Raw genomic sequence first — 14,737 nt, 5'->3', positions numbered from 1 at the left:
GCCCCGCACGTTAGGTGGCACCACCGACAGTTTCCGGCGCTCAGATCGCCGAGAACGGCTCCGGTTCACCCGATCGGGGTCCAAGGCGAGAAATGCTCAGACCCCGCTCAGACGGCTCACGAGCACCGCGAACGGCCGTCGAGGGGGCGACCGCGCAATCGGGTACCGGCGCGATAGCCGCCTTCGAACGGGTGAACCGCCCGTCCCCCGCGTAAAGGCTCAGACCCGGCTGAGCCGGCTCACCAGCACCGCGGACGGCGTCGGGTGCGCGCCGCCGCCGCGGACCGAGTCGGCGACCGCGCGGTCGGACGTCGCGACCACCATCGGCCGGCCCGCGGGCTCGGCCCGGACGATGTTGCGGATCACGTCGTCGGCCAGCACGCCGCGGTCGGAGAACAGCACCCGGACCCCGCGGGGCACCGAGGCCGGGACCGACAGCACACCGGCGCCGTCGAAGACCACCGTCACCTCGGCGGAGGTCCGCGCGGCCAGCGCGGAGAGCTGGTGGATCAGCCGGTCGCGCTGGTCGGCCAGGGCGAGCTCGGGGTAGCCGGTCTTGGTGACGTTGTAGCCGTCGACGATCAGGTGCACGTTGGGCAGCGCGAGGTAGCGGTCCAAGGTGGACACGTCGGCGATCTTGCCGCCCTGGCCGAGGCCGGAGCTGGCGCCGCGGACCATGTCCGCCGGGCGGGCCCCGCGGGCGCCGAGGGCCAGTTCGCGGCGCAGGCCGTTGGCCGCGCCGTCGATCGTGTCGACGAGCAGCGCCAGCCGCACTTCGTCGGCTTCGCGCGCTTCGCGGGCCGACTGCCGGGCGATGTCGGCGTCGGCGCTGGCGCGTTCGGCCCGGGCGCGTTCGTTGGCGACGCGCTGGCGTTCCCGCGCGAGCTGGGCGGTGAGGGCGGCGACCTGCTCGGCGTGCGCCGAAATGCCGCGTTCGGCGTCCACCGACGCCGATTCCGCCGCGTCCTTGGCCTGCCGGAGCTGCACGCCTTGCTCGCGAAGCCGCTTCAAGAGTTTCTCGACTTCACCTTCGCGCTCGCCGCGGACGCTCTCGGCGGCCAGCCTCGCGTCGGTGAGCTCGGCCCGGACCAGGGCCAGCTCGGCTTCGAGCCGCTGGGCGCGGGCGAGCGCGGCGTCCCGCTCCGCGCGCAGGACGTTCTCCTCGGCGTTCTTCGCGACCAGCCGGACCCGGCCTGCGGCCCCGGACTCCCCGAGCAGGACGGCGGCGGCCGCCCCGGCGACCGAGTCGACGGCGTTGGGGTCGAGGGCGTCGGTCCGGTGTTCGCGCAGCCACTCGATGACGGCGGTGCGGAACTGGGACGACTCGCCCAGCGCGGCCAGCAGGGCGGCGCCGCCGAGCTTCGCGCGCTTGGCCGGCGCGAACTTGGCGACGGGCCGCAGCTGGCGGGGCACGTCGGTGTTCGGCAGCTTGGCGACGGCGGCCGCGGCGAGCTCGGCGATCCGGTCGCGGACCGGCTCCGGCAGGGCGGGCCAGGTGGCGGGTTCGGGCCGCTCCCCCGCGTCGTCGGCCTGCTCGGGGCGCGGCGCGACACCCGCGGGACCGGTGTGGTCCCCGGGCGGCTCCGGCACGAGCGGCTGCGGGTGCATCGCTCCAGGGTAGGCCCCGCCCCCGGATCCCGCGTCGCACGCCATGCGAACCCGCGGTGACCGGCCGGTCGCCGAAAATTGTCGGGGGTGGCCTCTAGGGTCCCCGCCATGCGTCCGGTCCAGGCACAGCTCGCGTTCGACGAGCTCGGAACCCCGTTGCGGGACACCACGTTCGTGGTGTTCGACCTCGAGACGACCGGGGCGGCACCCGGCCCGAACGGGATCACCGAGATCGGCGCGGTGAAGGTGCGCGCGGGTGAGGTGCTGGGCGAGTTCGCCACGCTGGTCAACCCGGGCGTGCCGATCCCGCCGCAGATCGTCTCGCTGACGGGCATCACCCACGCCATGGTCTACGACGCGCCGCCGATCGAGGAGGTGCTGCCGGCGTTCCTGGAGTTCATCGGCGGGTCGGTGCTGGTGGCGCACAACTCGGGGTTCGACACCTCGCACATGCGCGCGGCCTGCGAAGGACACGGTTATGCCTGGCCGAAGGCGACCGTGGTGTGCACCGTCCGGCTGGCACGGCGGGTCGTCCCGCGCGACGAGGTGGGCCGCTACAACCTGACGGCCCTGGCGCTGCTGTTCGGGGCCCGGACCCGGCCGACGCACCGGGCGCTGGACGACGCCCGCGCCACCGTCGACGTGCTGCACGGCCTGCTGGAGCGCGTCGGCAACCTGGGCGTCCACTCGCTCGAAGAGCTGATGGGCTACCTGCCCGAGGTCACGGTGGCCCAGCGCGCGAAGCGGCACCTGGCCGCGGACCTGCCGGCCGCGCCGGGCGTCTACCTGTTCCGGGGGCCGAAGGAGGAGGTCCTGTACGTCGGCACGGCGAAGGACCTGCGGCGGCGCGTGCGGACGTACTTCACCGGCTCGGAGGGGCGCAGCCGGATCCGGGAGATGGTCGCGCTGGCCGAGCGCGTCGACCACGTCGTCTGCGCGCACTCGCTGGAGGCCGAGGTGCGGGAGCTGCGGCTGATCGGCGCGCACCGGCCGGCGTACAACCGGCGGTCGAAGAACCGGCACCAGGGCTGGTGGGTCGGCCTGACGGACGAGGCGTTCCCCCGGCTGTCGGTGGTGCGGCTGCCGCGGCCGGGGGTGCTGGGCCCGTTCCGCAACCAGGCCGACGCCCGCACGACGGCGGACACCCTGGCCGGCGCGTCGGGGCTGCGCACGTGCACCCAGCGGATCTCGCCGAAGGCGCCGAGCGGGACCCCGTGCGTCCTCGCCGAGCTGGGCCGCTGCGGCGCACCGTGCGCCGGCCGGCAGAACGTCGAGGAGTACGGCCCGGCGGTCGAGTCGGTGTCGGGGCTCATCGCGGGCCTCGACGGCGCCCCGCTGCGCGCCGCGGCGGCCCAGCTGGAGCGACTGGCGGAGGCGCAGCACTACGAGCAGGCGGCCCGCCACCGCGACGAGCTGGCCGGCCTGATCCGCGTCCTGGGCCGAGCCCACCGCCAGGCGGCGCTGGCCTCGATCGGCGAGCTGATAGCGGCGAACCCGGACGGCGCGGGCGGCTGGGAACTGTCGGTGATCCGCTACGGCCGGCTGGCCTCGGCGGGCGTCGCCCGCCGAGGAGTGCCGCCGATGCCGGTGGTGGAGGCGCTGGTGGCCTCGGCGGAGACGGTGCTGCCGGACCCCGGGCCCCTGCACGGCGCGCCCCCGGAGGAGGTGGGGGTGCTGCTGCGGTGGCTGGCCCGCCCGGGCGTCCGCCTGGTCCGCACGACCCGCCCCTGGGCCGAACCGGCGACGGTCGCGGGGTGGCGGGGATGGCTGGACCTGGTGACGGAGGCCCATTCGCTGGAACACGTCGGCTGAGGCCGGGTCCGGTGGGTCGCGAGCGCGCCCAACATCACCGGCGAGTGGCCGCGGAGGACCTCGATCCCGCGCCTCGCTCGGGCACCGGCCGGTGGCCGCGCCGTGGCTCAGGCAGGCAGCGACTCCGCGTTCACGGCCGCGCCAGGCACGGCTCCGGCCGAGCGCATCGCGCTCAGCAGCGACCCAGCCCTCGCCGACAGGTGCACCCGGCGACTGTGTTCACGGCCGCGCTGAGCACAGCTCCGGCCGAGTGCACCGCGTTCAGCCGCGAACCGACCCTCGCCACCGCCGACCTGCGCACTCGGCGACCGTGTTCATGGCCGCCGGGCACGGCAACGGCTGAGCGCGTCGCGCTCAGCCGCGACCCAGCCCTCCCCACCGCCGACCTGCGCACCCGGCGACGGCCGGAGCAGCACCCCGCAGGCCCCGAGCAGCCGCATCGAGCCCCACCAGGCCCGCCCGGCGACGAGTCAGACCGGCCATGCCGGGCCGGGCTCACTAGGATCGCGGGCGATACCCGCAGACGAGTCTTGGAGGACCCAGGTGATCACCGCGATCGTGTTGATCCAGGTAGAGGCGGACGCGATCCCGGACGCCGCGCAGGCGATCGCCGACCTCGACGGGGTCGGCGAGGTGTACTCGTGCGCCGGGGACGTCGACCTCATCGCCACCGTGCAGGTTTCCGCGCACGAGGACCTGGCCGAGCTGATCCCCGGGCGGATCGGGAAGGTGGCGGGCGTGCTGAACACCGTCACGCACATCGCGTTCCGCTCGTACTCCCGCGCCGACACCGAGTCGGCCTTCTCGATCGGCGCCGAAGAGTGACCGAGGTCCCGCGGGAGCTGGCCGACGCGCTCGCGGCGGCCCCGGACGCGGCGGCGCTCTTCGCGGCGCTGCCGCCGTCCCACCAGCGGGAATACACGAAGTGGGTCGCCGAGGCCAAGAAGCCCGAGACCCGCGTCGCCCGGGCCGGGAAGACCGTCACGAGACTGCGAACGCACTGAAGGCCACCTTTCGATCCGGAAGGTGGCCTTCAGCGTCAGTACCGCCTAGTGCTCGGAGCGCTCCGACGCCGTCTCGGCGCTCTCGATCTCCGCGCGGGTGTGGCCATTGCCGTTCGCGTGGCCATTGCCGTTGCCGTTGGAGTGCCCGTTCGAGTGACCGTTGCCGTGAGCCCGCTGCAGCGCGGTGGTCTCCTCGGCCGGGTCGGGCGACCAGAACGTGCCCGGCACGGCGTGCCCCGCCGAACCCAGCTTGTTCATCTTCTTCGGCACGGACGCGCCCTGGTACTCGAGCGGCACCGCGTGGCCGTGGCTGTCCACGCCGCCGAGCGGCTGGTGGATCTCGATGAACTCACCGTGCGGCAGCCGCTTGATGATGCCCGTCTCGACGCCGTGCTCCAGCACCTCACGGTCGGCCCGCTGCAGGCCCAGGCAGAGCCGGTAGGTCAGGTAGTAGGCGACCGGCGGCACGAGCAGGACGCCGATGCGGCCGGCCCACGTCGTCGCGTTCAGGGAGATGTCGAACTGGTCGGCGATGATGTCGTTGAAGCCCGACAGCTCGATCACCATGAAGAAGCCCAGCGCCATCGCGCCCAGCGCCGTGCGGACCGGGACGTCCCGGGGCCGCTGGAGCAGGTTGTGGTACGCGGTGTCCTTGGACAGCTTCCGCTCGATGAACGGGTAGCTGATGAACAGCCCGATCAGGATCGGCATGCCGACCGCGCCGGGGAAGAACACCGCCGGGATCGTGTAGTTCCCGAGGTAGACCTCCCACGCGGGCCAGATCCGGAGCATGCCGTCGGCCCAGGCCATGTACCAGTCGGGCTGGGACCCCGCCGAAACCTGCGCCGGGTTGTACGGGCCGAAGTTCCACACCGGGTTGATCTGGAACAGGCCCGACATGAGCGCCAGCACACCGATGACCAGCGTGAAGAACGCGCCGCCCTTGAGGGCGAAGTACGGCATGATCCGCACCCCGACGACGTTGGTCTCCTTGCGGCGCACCCCCGGGAACTGGGTGTGCTTCTGGTACCAGACCAGCGCCAGGTGCGCCCCGACCAGCGCCAGCATGATGCCCGGCAGCAGCAGGATGTGCAGCGTGTACAGGCGCGGGATGATCTGGTCGCCGGGGAACTCCCCACCGAACAACGCCCAGTGGATCCAGGTCCCGATCACCGGCACCGACAACACGATCCCCGACAACGTCGCCCGGATACCGGTACCGGAGAGCAAGTCGTCCGGCAGCGAATACCCGAAGAAACCTTCGAAGCAGCCCAGGACCAGCAGCAGACCACCGATCACCCAGTTGGCCTCACGCGGCTTGCGGAACGCACCGGTGAAGAACACCCGCAGCATGTGCACCGCCATCGACGCCACGAAGATCAACGCCGCCCAGTGGTGCAGCTGCCGCATGAACAGCCCACCGCGGACGTCGAACGAGAGGTCCAGCGTCGTGCGGAACGCCTGCGACATCTCCAGGCCCTGCATGTTCGTGAAACTGCCGTGGTAGACGACCTCCTGCATCGAGGGGTCGAAGAACAACGTCAGGTACACACCCGTGAGCAGCAGGATGATGAAACTGTAGAGCGCGATCTCGCCCAGCAGGAACGACCAGTGGGTCGGGAACACCTTGTTCATCTGGTGCCGCAGGCCCTTGGCCAGGCGGTAACGCTGATCGGCGTCGTTCGCGGCGTCGCCTGCCGCCTTCTCGATCGCGCTCGACCCCTTGGTCGGCGTGGTGAGTGAACTCATGACTTACGCTCCCAAAAGGCCGGACCGATGGCCTCGATGAAGTCGCCTCGCGCGATCAAGTATCCCTCTTCGTCCACCGTGATCGGTAGCTGGGCCAGCGGACGGGTCGCCGGGCCGAAAATCGGCTTGGCGTAGTGGAGGGCGTCGAACTGCGACTGGTGGCACGGGCACAGGATGCGGTTGGTCCGCTGCTCGTACAGGGAGGTCGGGCAGCCGACGTGGCTGCAGATCTTCGTGTACGCGTAGAGGTCGCCGAAGTTGAAGTCCTCCTGGCCGGACCGCTTGACCACCTTGGCGGCGTCGGTCGGGCGCAGGCGGATCAGCATGACCGGGTTGTCGACCCGGGTCAGCGCGGCGGCCAGCAGCTCCGGCTTGTCCTTCTCGGAGTCGCGGTACGGGAACACCGTCTCCATCGCGCCGGCGTCGAGGTCCTCGGCCTTGACGAGGCTGGCTTCCTGGCCCTCTTCCAGCGGCTTGCCGGTGTTGCGGCGCAGGTAGACCTTCTCGCCGGGGAAGTTCGGCTGCCAGCCGGTGTGCCAGAGGGAGTCGCGGCCCTCGGTGTCCTTCCACGGGTTCTTGATGAAGGACGCGAGCGGCAGCGCGGCGGCCGCGAGGCCCAGCGTGCCGGCCCCGGCGATCGCCGAGCGCTTGATCAGCGACCGGCGGGCGATGGTGCTGCGGCTCCCGGCGTCGGCCAGGTGCGCGAGGATCGTGGCGCGGTCGACCTCGGTCGAGCCCTTGCCGTCACCGTCGTGGCGCTCCTGCACCGAGACCTCGGCGGGCACGAACTTCTTCGTGTAGAGGATCACGCCGATGCCCAGGCCGAGGATGGCCAGGCCGAGCGTGAGCCCCAGCATCGGGGTGTAGAGGCTGTACCAGAAGTGGCCGCTCTCGTTGTCCGGCGCCTCGTACTGCCACGGCCACCAGATCAGGGAGACGACGAACCCCAGCCCGGCCACGGCGGACAGCGCGAACCAGAACGCCACCAGGCGCTCGGCGCGCTTCTCCGCGCGGGTGCCCTCCACGGGCCACGGGGTCGGGTACTCGGCGATCTCGACGCCGTCGAGCTGACCGCCCAGCTTCAGCAGCTGGTCGCGGTCCATCTCAGCCAGCTCCGCCTCCGTCGGCGGCTTAGGCCCCTCGGCACTCATGCCTTCGATCCAATCCACAACGTCACGCCGATCAGCGCGGCGATCCCGACGATGAAGGCGATGACGCCCTCGGAAGCGGGGCCGACCCCGCCGAGGCCGTTACCGCCCGGGTCATTGTTGCCGTCGGACACCGACTTCACGTAGGCGACGATGTCCTTCTTCTCCTCGGGCGAAAGCTGCCGGTCGGAGAACTTCGGCATGTTCTGGGGGCCGGTGAGCATGGCGGTGTAGATCTGCTCTTCGCTCGCCGGGTCCAGGTTCGGCGCGTACTTGCCCGCCGACAGCGCGCCGCCGCGGCCGGTGAAGTTGTGGCACGAGGCGCAGTTGAGGCGGAACAGCTCGCCACCGCGGGCCGGGTCGCTGCCGCGCAGGGCCTCGCCCTTCTCGGCCGGGCGCTGGGCGCCGCCGCCGTGCGCTTGGATGAAGGCGCCGACCGCGTCGATCTCGGCCTCGCTCAGCTTCGGCGGCTTGCGCTCGACCTGCGCCTCCTGGCGCGCGGCGGGCATGCGGCCCGAAGAGGTCTGGAAGTACACGGCGGCGTCACCGATGCCGATGAGGCTCGGGCCGCGGTCCTGCACGCCTTCGAGGTTCGCGCCGTGGCACGCGATGCAGGTGTTGTTGTAGACCTGCTCGCCGAGGCGCAGCTGCGCCGGCGTGCCCTGGGCCTGCGCGGTCTGCGGCTCGGGGGCGAACACGGCGTACAGGGCGCCGGCGCTCACCAGCGCGATACCGAGCGCGAGCAGGCCGGCGAACCGCCTCCGCAGCTTCGACCGCGCGCGGTAGCCGCGCTCCGAGGACTTGGTGCTGGTGGTCATCTTGCGGCAACCCTTGCTGTCAGTTCAGGCCGATGGAGAAGGTGGTGGTGGCTGGCGGTGCGGGCCTCACGGCAGGAGGTAGATCACACCGAACAGGCCGACCCACACGATGTCGACGAAGTGCCAGTAGTAGGACACGACGATCGCCGACGTGGCCTGGGCGGGCGTGAACTTGCTCAGCTTCGTGCGGATGAGCAGGTACACGAAGGCGATCAGCCCGCCGATGACGTGCAGGCCGTGGAACCCGGTGGCGAGGTAGAAGACCGTGCCGAACGGGCCGGACGGGATCGTCATCCCCTCTTCGACCAGGTTGTGGTACTCGTTGGCCTGGCCGCCGACGAAGATCGCGCCCATGATCAACGTGATGATGTACCAGCGGCGCAGCCCGTAGACGTCACCGCGCTCGGCGGCGAACACACCGAACTGGCAGGTCAGCGAGGACAGCACGAGGATCACCGTGAACGGGATCGCGTACGTCACGTTGAGGTGGAACTCCTCGCCGTGCAGCGGTGGTGGCCACGCGCCGGTGGAGTTCTGCGCCTTGACGGTGAAGAACATCGCGAAGAGCCCGGCGAAGAACATCAGTTCGCTGGACAACCACACGATGGTGCCGACACTGACCATGTTCGGCCGGTTCAGCGAGTGAACCCGCTGACTGATGGTGGGAGCTGCCGTTGTCACGGATCGCATTATGTCCTCCCGCACCGCCGTCCCGCCGGGTGGGTCCACGGCAAGTCGCGTGCGGAGCCGATCACACCTCTGCCGCGGAAAGGTGAGAGCTACTCATGGGTTTACTCGACCGGCTGCGTGACCTGGTCAAGAAGGACGAAACCGCCGGTCTGACGCCTGATACGCCCGGGTTGAAGATCGTCGCCGAGGCCTTCGACCCGGCCGTCGCGGACTCCGCCGTGCTCGCCGGTTCACCCGCCTGGGTCAGCACGGCACCCGCCGTTCTGCGGCACCACCTGCTGCTTCCGCCCGCTCGCCTCGGCGAAGCGGCGTCGATCCTCGCCCAGGACGGCTACGACCTGCGAGAAGAGTCACCCGATGGTGGCCTGACGCGGGTGCACGCGGTCCGCGTCCAGGTGCTCGACGCGCTCCACTGCGCCCAGGAACGGTCCCGGATGGCGGGCCTCGCACAACGGCTGGGCGGCGACGCGCTGGGCTGGGACGCGCTCCAGCCGGAGGCGCCCGCGTGATGTCGGTCTCGGCCGATACGATCGGTGCGAGTGGAGCTTTGACAAAGACGGAGGCAGCTCAATGGCCGAGCGGGCGATGCGGGTCCTGGTGTTCAGCCACAAGGCGGAGGTGCGCGAGGCGATCGTGAACGCGGTCGGCCGGCGGCCCGCCGCCGACGTGGGCCGCGTGGAGTACGTCGAAGCGGCCGGCATCGCCGACGTGCTGTCCGAGGTGGACGCCGGGAACGTCGACCTGGCGATCCTCGACGGCGAGGCGCAGCCGACCGGCGGCATCGGGCTGTGCCGCCAGCTGAAGGCGGAGATCACCGACTGCCCGCCGATCGTGGTGTCGGTGCGGCGGCGGGACGACCGGTGGCTGGCCACCTGGTCGCAGGCGGACGCCGTGCTGGTGCACCCGCTGGACCCGCTGACCGCCGCGGAGACCGTCGCCGACGTGCTGCGCGCGCGACGGGTCCCCGTCGTGAACGGCTGAGCCCGGTGACCACCCCGGTCCCCCGCACCTGGCCACCCCTGCTCAAGCAGCTCATCGCGCGGGTCGACCTGTCCGAGGACGACACGGCGTGGGCGATGGACCAGATCATGAGCGGCGCGGCGAGCCCGGCCCGGATCGCCGGGTTCGCGGTGGCGCTGCGCGCCAAGGGCGAGACGCCCGCGGAGATCGCCGGCATGGCCGCGACGATGCTGGCGCACGCGCGCCGGGTCGAGCTGGACCGCCCGGCCGTCGACATCGTCGGCACCGGCGGTGACGGCTCGAACTCCGTGAACATCTCGACGATGGCGACGATCGTCACGGCGGCGGCGGGCGCGCCGGTGGCCAAGCACGGCAACCGCAGCGCGTCGTCGAAGTCCGGGGCGGCCGACGTGCTGGAGACCCTGGGCGTGCGGATCAGCCTGCCGCCGGAGGAGGTGCAGCGCAGCCTCACCGAGGTCGGCGTCGGGTTCTTCCTGGCGTCGGCGTTCCACCCCGCGCTGCGCCACGCCGGCCCGGTCCGGTCCGAACTGGGCGTGCCGACGACGTTCAACCTGCTGGGCCCGCTGACCAACCCGGCCCAGCCGGGCAGCGCGCTGATCGGCTGCGCGTACGCGGACAAGACCCGGGTGCTGGCCGAGGTGTTCGCCCGGCGCGGCACGCGGGCGCTGGTGGTCCGCGGCGACGACGGCCTCGACGAGATCACCACCACGACGACGTCGACGCTCTGGGTGGTGGCGGACGGCGAGGTCACCGAGCGCGGCCTCGACCCGCTGGAGCTGGGGATCCCGCGCGCGACGGCGGAGGACCTGCGCGGCGGCGACGCGGCGGCGAACGCGGAGGTCGTCCGCGAGCTGGTGGGCGGCAAGCCGGGCCCGGTCCGCGACGCCGTCCTGATCAACGCGGCGGCGGCCCTGGCGGCGTTCACGGGCTTCTCGTCGTCCCTGGAGGACGACCTGCGCGCCGGCTTGGCACGAGCGGCCGAGGCGATCGACTCCGGCGCGGCAGCGGCCCTGCTGGACCGCTGGATCGCGTTCCAGTAGCCGGGCGGACACTCGCCGGGCGCGCCCCCACCCTCCTCAGGGGGGCGTGCCCTTGTCCAGTCTATCGGTGGCAGGCGCCCAAACCCGCCGGTCGCAGAATCTGTGGACAACCAGGTCCGATGTGGACAACTCGGCCGGTCCGGCGGCCGCGGGCTTGACAGCCGCGGCCAATCGATCCTGCGTCCGCCGACACCCGTTCCGGACGCGGCCTCCCGTGTCCGGCTTATCGATGGAGGATTCGGGACGCTCGACGGCCAGAATCCTCCATCGACAAGCCAGCCGGAGAGCCGGAACGGCGGCGACCGGAAGCCGCGGTGAGGCGTCAGCCGGAAGGCCGTAACTCGCGTGACCAAGGCCGTAACTCGCGTGACCAGGACCGTAACTCGCGTGATCAGGGCCGTAACTCGCGAGATCCGGCTCCAGTCACGCGAAATCCGGGTTCAATCACGCGAGTTACGGCTCTGCTCACAGTCGGATGCGCGTCAGCCGCGGAAGGCCGTGCGGTACGACGTCGGGCTCGTCCCCCGCAACCGGGTGAACTGGTGGCGCAACGCCGCCGCCGAGGCGTAGCCGCACGCCACCGCGATGTCCTCCACCGACAGGCGGCCCTCCTCCAGCAGGGCCTGGGCGCGGTCGAGCCGGCGTTCCGTCAGCCAGCGGTGCGGCGTCGTGCCCGTCGCCGCCGAGAAGCGGCGCAGGAACGTCCGCTCCCCCAGGCCGCTGCGGCGGGCCAGCTCCGCCACCGTGAACGGCTGGTCCAGCCGCCGTTCCACCCATTCCAGTGCTTCGGCCACCACCGAGTCGTCCGGCAGGGACGGGACCGGGGCCTGGACGAACTGGGCCTGGCCGCCCGCGCGGAAGGGCGCCGCCACCATTCGGCGGGCCAGGGTCGTCGCCGCCGTCACGCCGCGCAGGCGGCGGACCAGGTGCAGGCACAGGTCGACCGCCGCGACCGTGCCCGCGCTGGTCAGGACACCCTCGTCGTCGGCGTACAGCGCCTGGGGATCCACGAGCGCCGTCGGGAACCGCTGCCGGAACTCCGCCTCGTACACCCAGTGGACCGTGCAGCGGCGGCCGTCGAGCAGGCCCGCGTACCCCAGCGTGAACACGCCCGCGCAGAACCCCGCCACCCACGCGCCGCGCGCGGCCGCGTCGCGCAGGACGTCCAGCACCGGCGACGGCGGCGGTGCCGTCCGCGGCGCGCACGTCGGCACGACCAGCAGGTCCGCCGACGCCGCGAAGTCCAGGTCCGCCAGCCCGGACAGCCCGAAGCCCGACCAGCTGGCGATCGGCGCGCCGCCCGGGGAGCAGACGGCGAAGTCCCAGCCCTCGATGCCGTCGGCGCTGCGGTCGGTGCCGAACACCTCGCACGCGACGCCCAGCTCGAACGGCGAAACGTGGTCGGCGAGCACCACCGCGACCCGGTTGACGTCCATCGGCCGAGTGTGTCACAAGTTTTGCGGTCGTTGTCATCTCTGACACTGGTCGGCCGGCGCGCGCGGGACGAACCTGGTCCGCATGATGAATTCGGAAAGCCGCCCGCTGCTCCAGTGGACCGCGGCGATGGCGATGTCCGGGACGATCGGCGCGGTCGTCCTGGAAAGCGGTGCCGCGGCCCCGGCCGTCGCGTTCGCCCGCTGCTTCGTCGGCGGGACGCTGCTCGTGCTCTGGTGCCTCGCGCGCGGCTGGCTGCAGGCCTGGCGACCGTCGCGCCGCGACCTCGGGCTGGCCGTGCTGGGCGGGCTGTTCCTGGTCGGGAACTGGGTGCTGCTGTTCGCCTCGTACGCGCTGTCGTCGATCTCGGTCAGCACGGTCGTCTACCACACCCAGCCGCTGATCCTGGTCGGCCTGGCGGCGGCGTTCCTGGGCGAGAAGTTCGCGAAGAGTCACCTGATCCGGGCCGGGATCGCGTTCGGCGGCGTGGCGCTCATCTCACTGTCGGCCCACGGCGAGGACGGCAAGCCGGTGCAGCTGGCGGGAATCGCCCTCGCCCTCGGCGCGGCCGTGCTCTACGCCGGCGCGTCCTTCGTCGCGAAGCAGCTGAAGCACGTCCGCCCGCACCTGCTCGCGGCCGTGCAGACCACGGTCGGCGCGCTGCTGCTGGCGCCCGTGCTGCTGATCACGCCGTTGCCGTCGACGACGTCGGGGTTGCTCTGGCTGGTGCTGCTCGGGACGGTGCACACGGCCCTGATGTACGTGCTGATCTACGCCAGCATCGGCAAGCTGCCCACGACGACGGTGGCGCTGCTGTCCTACGTCTACCCGGTGGTCGCCGTGCTGGTCGACGTCGCCTTCTACGGCCACCGCCCGACCTGGCCCGAGGCCGTCGGCATGCTCGCGGTGCTGGCCGCCGCGCTGGCCCCGCAACGCACGAAAACCGGCCGCCACACTGTCGAGCAGCGTGACGGCCGGTCAGCGGAGCTTGAGGTCAGTCGTGCGACGGACCCGTGTGGTACTCGAACACCAGGCCGCCGATCGTGATCAGCAGCGCGACCAGCGCGATCACCAGGAGCCAAATGTGGAAGAACGCCAGGGCGAGGGCGGCCAGGGCGGCGGTGGCCGCCATGCTGACCGGCCAGTAGCTGCCCGGGCTGAAGAAGCCCAGCTCGCCGGCGCCGTCGCTGATCTCGGCGTCTTCGCGGTCTTCGGGGCGCGGTTCGATGCGGCGGGCGACGAACTGCATGTAGCTGCCCGCGAGGAACGCGAGGCCACCGGTGAGGAACAGCGAAACGATGCCCACCGGCTCGGGTCCGTGGGTGGCGGCCAGCGCGGTCCACACCCAGTACACGACGGCCATGAACACAGCGAAGCTCGCCACGATGAAGAAGATTCGCGCTTCGACCTTCATGGGTCTGTCCTACTCCTGTTGTCGCTCAGAGTCAGTTCGACGCGGTCCGCGCCGTGCGGTCGGTGTTGAACGGCTGGGTGGTGACCGCGTGCGGGGTGCACAGCTCGCCGCAGTTCATCTTCGTCAGCGCCTCGGACGCGGTGAACGTCTGGTTCGTGGCCGGGTTCACCTGCTTGCGCAACGCGATGTACTGGTCGTACTTGTCCGCCGACAGCGCCCGGACCTCGAAGTTCATCACCGAGTGGTACGTGCCGCACAGCTCCGCGCACCGGCCGACGAAGGAACCCTCGCGGTCGATCTTGTTCTGGAAGGAGCTGTCCTGGTTGTTCTTGTCCGGGTTCGGCATGACGTCCCGCTTGAAGTGGAACTCAGGCACCCAGAAGGAGTGGATGACGTCGGTCGAGATCAGGTCGTACTGGATCGTCTTGCCGACCGGCAGCACCAGCAGCGGGATCTCGCCGGACGAGCCGACCGTGCTGACCTGGCCGCTGCCGTCGGGCTTCGCGGCGCTGGGGTCCTCGTACTTGAACTCCCAGTTCCACTGGAACGCCACGACCTGGACCTTGACGTCCGGATTCGGGATCTTGTCCAGGACCTTCGACTCCGTCGTCGCGGTGAAGAAGAACAGGACGCAGACCATGATCGTCGGGACGACGACCGTGAACAGCTCGAGCGGGATGTTGTACTGGAACTGCCGGGGCAGCTCCTCCGGCTCGCCGTCGACCGTCTTCTTCTTGCGGTGGAACGTCGCGGTCCAGAAGATCAGGGCCCAGACGATGACGCCGACGACGAGCGCCGCGATCACGGTCCAGGTCCAGAGGTTCCGCATCTCGTTCGCCTGCTCGGTGACACCCACCGGCCAGCCGAACCGCAGGATCTCGTCGCCGGAGCAGCCCGTCGCGGTCAACGCGACCAGCACGGCCAGCGCGGCGACGCGCGCGGTCCGCTTACCCAGGGTGCGCTCGGGTTTTCCCACTGCGCCTCGCCCTTTCACCCAGAGCCTCCTACGACCGATCTTTGTGACAGGGCGGAGCCTAGC

15 protein-coding genes are annotated in these 14,737 nt (G+C 71.3%); 7 read left to right on the top strand and 8 right to left on the bottom strand.

Features of this window, described 5'->3' with window-relative positions:
* Nucleotides 1–219 precede the first annotated feature (219 nt).
* Nucleotides 220–1,608: an NYN domain-containing protein gene (locus MUY22_RS24010; RefSeq protein ID WP_247062738.1), complete on the bottom strand. Its 1,389-nt coding sequence runs from the start codon at nt 1,606–1,608 to the stop codon at nt 220–222.
* Nucleotides 1,609–1,716: 108 nt separating this feature from the next.
* On the opposite strand from MUY22_RS24010, the gene MUY22_RS24005 reads away from it, so the two are divergent.
* The 3 genes from MUY22_RS24005 (at nt 1,717) to MUY22_RS23995 (ending at nt 4,424) form a co-directional block, all read left to right on the top strand.
* A complete protein-coding gene (locus MUY22_RS24005) occupies nt 1,717–3,420 on the top strand; it encodes a DEDD exonuclease domain-containing protein (RefSeq protein ID WP_247062731.1) in 1,704 nt (567 codons plus the stop codon).
* 543 nt (nt 3,421–3,963) lie between these two features.
* Complete coding sequence (locus MUY22_RS24000; RefSeq protein ID WP_247062729.1) at nt 3,964–4,245, top strand: Lrp/AsnC family transcriptional regulator; 282 nt, start codon at nt 3,964–3,966, stop codon at nt 4,243–4,245.
* Nucleotides 4,242–4,424, top strand: coding sequence for a YdeI/OmpD-associated family protein (locus MUY22_RS23995; RefSeq protein ID WP_247062727.1), 183 nt, complete (start codon nt 4,242–4,244; stop codon nt 4,422–4,424). Before MUY22_RS24000 ends, MUY22_RS23995 begins: the two co-directional genes overlap by 4 nt.
* A 45-nt stretch (nt 4,425–4,469) precedes the next feature.
* Here the strand turns inward: MUY22_RS23995 and MUY22_RS23990 are convergent, their stop codons facing one another.
* The 4 genes from MUY22_RS23990 to MUY22_RS23975 all read right to left on the bottom strand — a co-directional run bounded on the left by MUY22_RS23990 (nt 4,470) and on the right by MUY22_RS23975 (nt 8,829).
* On the bottom strand, nt 4,470–6,173 hold the full coding sequence (locus MUY22_RS23990; RefSeq protein ID WP_247062725.1) for a ubiquinol-cytochrome c reductase cytochrome b subunit: 1,704 nt from the start codon (nt 6,171–6,173) through the stop codon (nt 4,470–4,472).
* Nucleotides 6,170–7,324 (bottom strand): ubiquinol-cytochrome c reductase iron-sulfur subunit, encoded by a 1,155-nt coding sequence (locus MUY22_RS23985; protein WP_247062723.1) that lies wholly within the window; start codon nt 7,322–7,324, stop codon nt 6,170–6,172. Before MUY22_RS23985 ends, MUY22_RS23990 begins: the two co-directional genes overlap by 4 nt.
* Entirely contained in the window at nt 7,321–8,139 is an 819-nt protein-coding gene (locus MUY22_RS23980; protein ID WP_247062721.1) for a c-type cytochrome, read from the bottom strand. The genes MUY22_RS23985 and MUY22_RS23980 overlap by 4 nt, the downstream gene beginning before the upstream one ends.
* Before the next feature lie 66 nt (nt 8,140–8,205).
* A complete protein-coding gene (locus MUY22_RS23975) occupies nt 8,206–8,829 on the bottom strand; it encodes a heme-copper oxidase subunit III (protein WP_247062718.1) in 624 nt (207 codons plus the stop codon).
* Between the two features lie 95 nt (nt 8,830–8,924).
* Between MUY22_RS23975 and MUY22_RS23970 the strand changes: the two genes are divergently transcribed.
* From MUY22_RS23970 to trpD, 3 genes are all read left to right on the top strand, one after another.
* Nucleotides 8,925–9,338 carry a ribonuclease E inhibitor RraB gene (locus MUY22_RS23970; RefSeq protein WP_247062716.1) on the top strand — a complete coding sequence of 138 codons (414 nt, stop codon included), beginning with the start codon at nt 8,925–8,927 and terminating at the stop codon, nt 9,336–9,338.
* A gap of 61 nt (nt 9,339–9,399) precedes the next feature.
* Complete coding sequence (locus tag MUY22_RS23965; RefSeq protein ID WP_247062714.1) at nt 9,400–9,810, top strand: hypothetical protein; 411 nt, start codon at nt 9,400–9,402, stop codon at nt 9,808–9,810.
* Nucleotides 9,811–9,815: 5 nt separating this feature from the next.
* Nucleotides 9,816–10,850 (top strand): anthranilate phosphoribosyltransferase, encoded by a 1,035-nt coding sequence (gene trpD, locus MUY22_RS23960; RefSeq protein ID WP_247062712.1) that lies wholly within the window; start codon nt 9,816–9,818, stop codon nt 10,848–10,850.
* Between the two features lie 482 nt (nt 10,851–11,332).
* Here trpD and MUY22_RS23955 read toward each other — a convergent pair whose 3' ends face one another.
* Entirely contained in the window at nt 11,333–12,286 is a 954-nt protein-coding gene (locus tag MUY22_RS23955) for a GlxA family transcriptional regulator (protein WP_247062710.1), read from the bottom strand.
* Between the two features lie 82 nt (nt 12,287–12,368).
* Between MUY22_RS23955 and MUY22_RS23950 the strand changes: the two genes are divergently transcribed.
* Nucleotides 12,369–13,331, top strand: coding sequence for a DMT family transporter (locus MUY22_RS23950; protein ID WP_247062708.1), 963 nt, complete (start codon nt 12,369–12,371; stop codon nt 13,329–13,331).
* Here the strand turns inward: MUY22_RS23950 and MUY22_RS23945 are convergent.
* Together MUY22_RS23945 and MUY22_RS23940 are read right to left on the bottom strand one after the other, a co-directional pair.
* Nucleotides 13,279–13,698 (bottom strand): cytochrome c oxidase subunit 4, encoded by a 420-nt coding sequence (locus MUY22_RS23945; protein WP_247062705.1) that lies wholly within the window; start codon nt 13,696–13,698, stop codon nt 13,279–13,281. The two genes, MUY22_RS23950 and MUY22_RS23945, sit on opposite strands and share 53 nt — an antisense overlap.
* A 31-nt stretch (nt 13,699–13,729) precedes the next feature.
* Nucleotides 13,730–14,674, bottom strand: a complete 945-nt coding sequence (locus tag MUY22_RS23940; RefSeq protein WP_247062704.1) for a cytochrome c oxidase subunit II — start codon at nt 14,672–14,674, stop codon at nt 13,730–13,732.
* Between the last annotated feature and the right edge of the window lie 63 nt (nt 14,675–14,737).

The organism is Amycolatopsis sp. WQ 127309 (assembly GCF_023023025.1).
Lineage (GTDB): Bacteria > Actinomycetota > Actinomycetes > Mycobacteriales > Pseudonocardiaceae > Amycolatopsis.
This window is presented reverse-complemented; position numbering and strand designations above follow the sequence as displayed.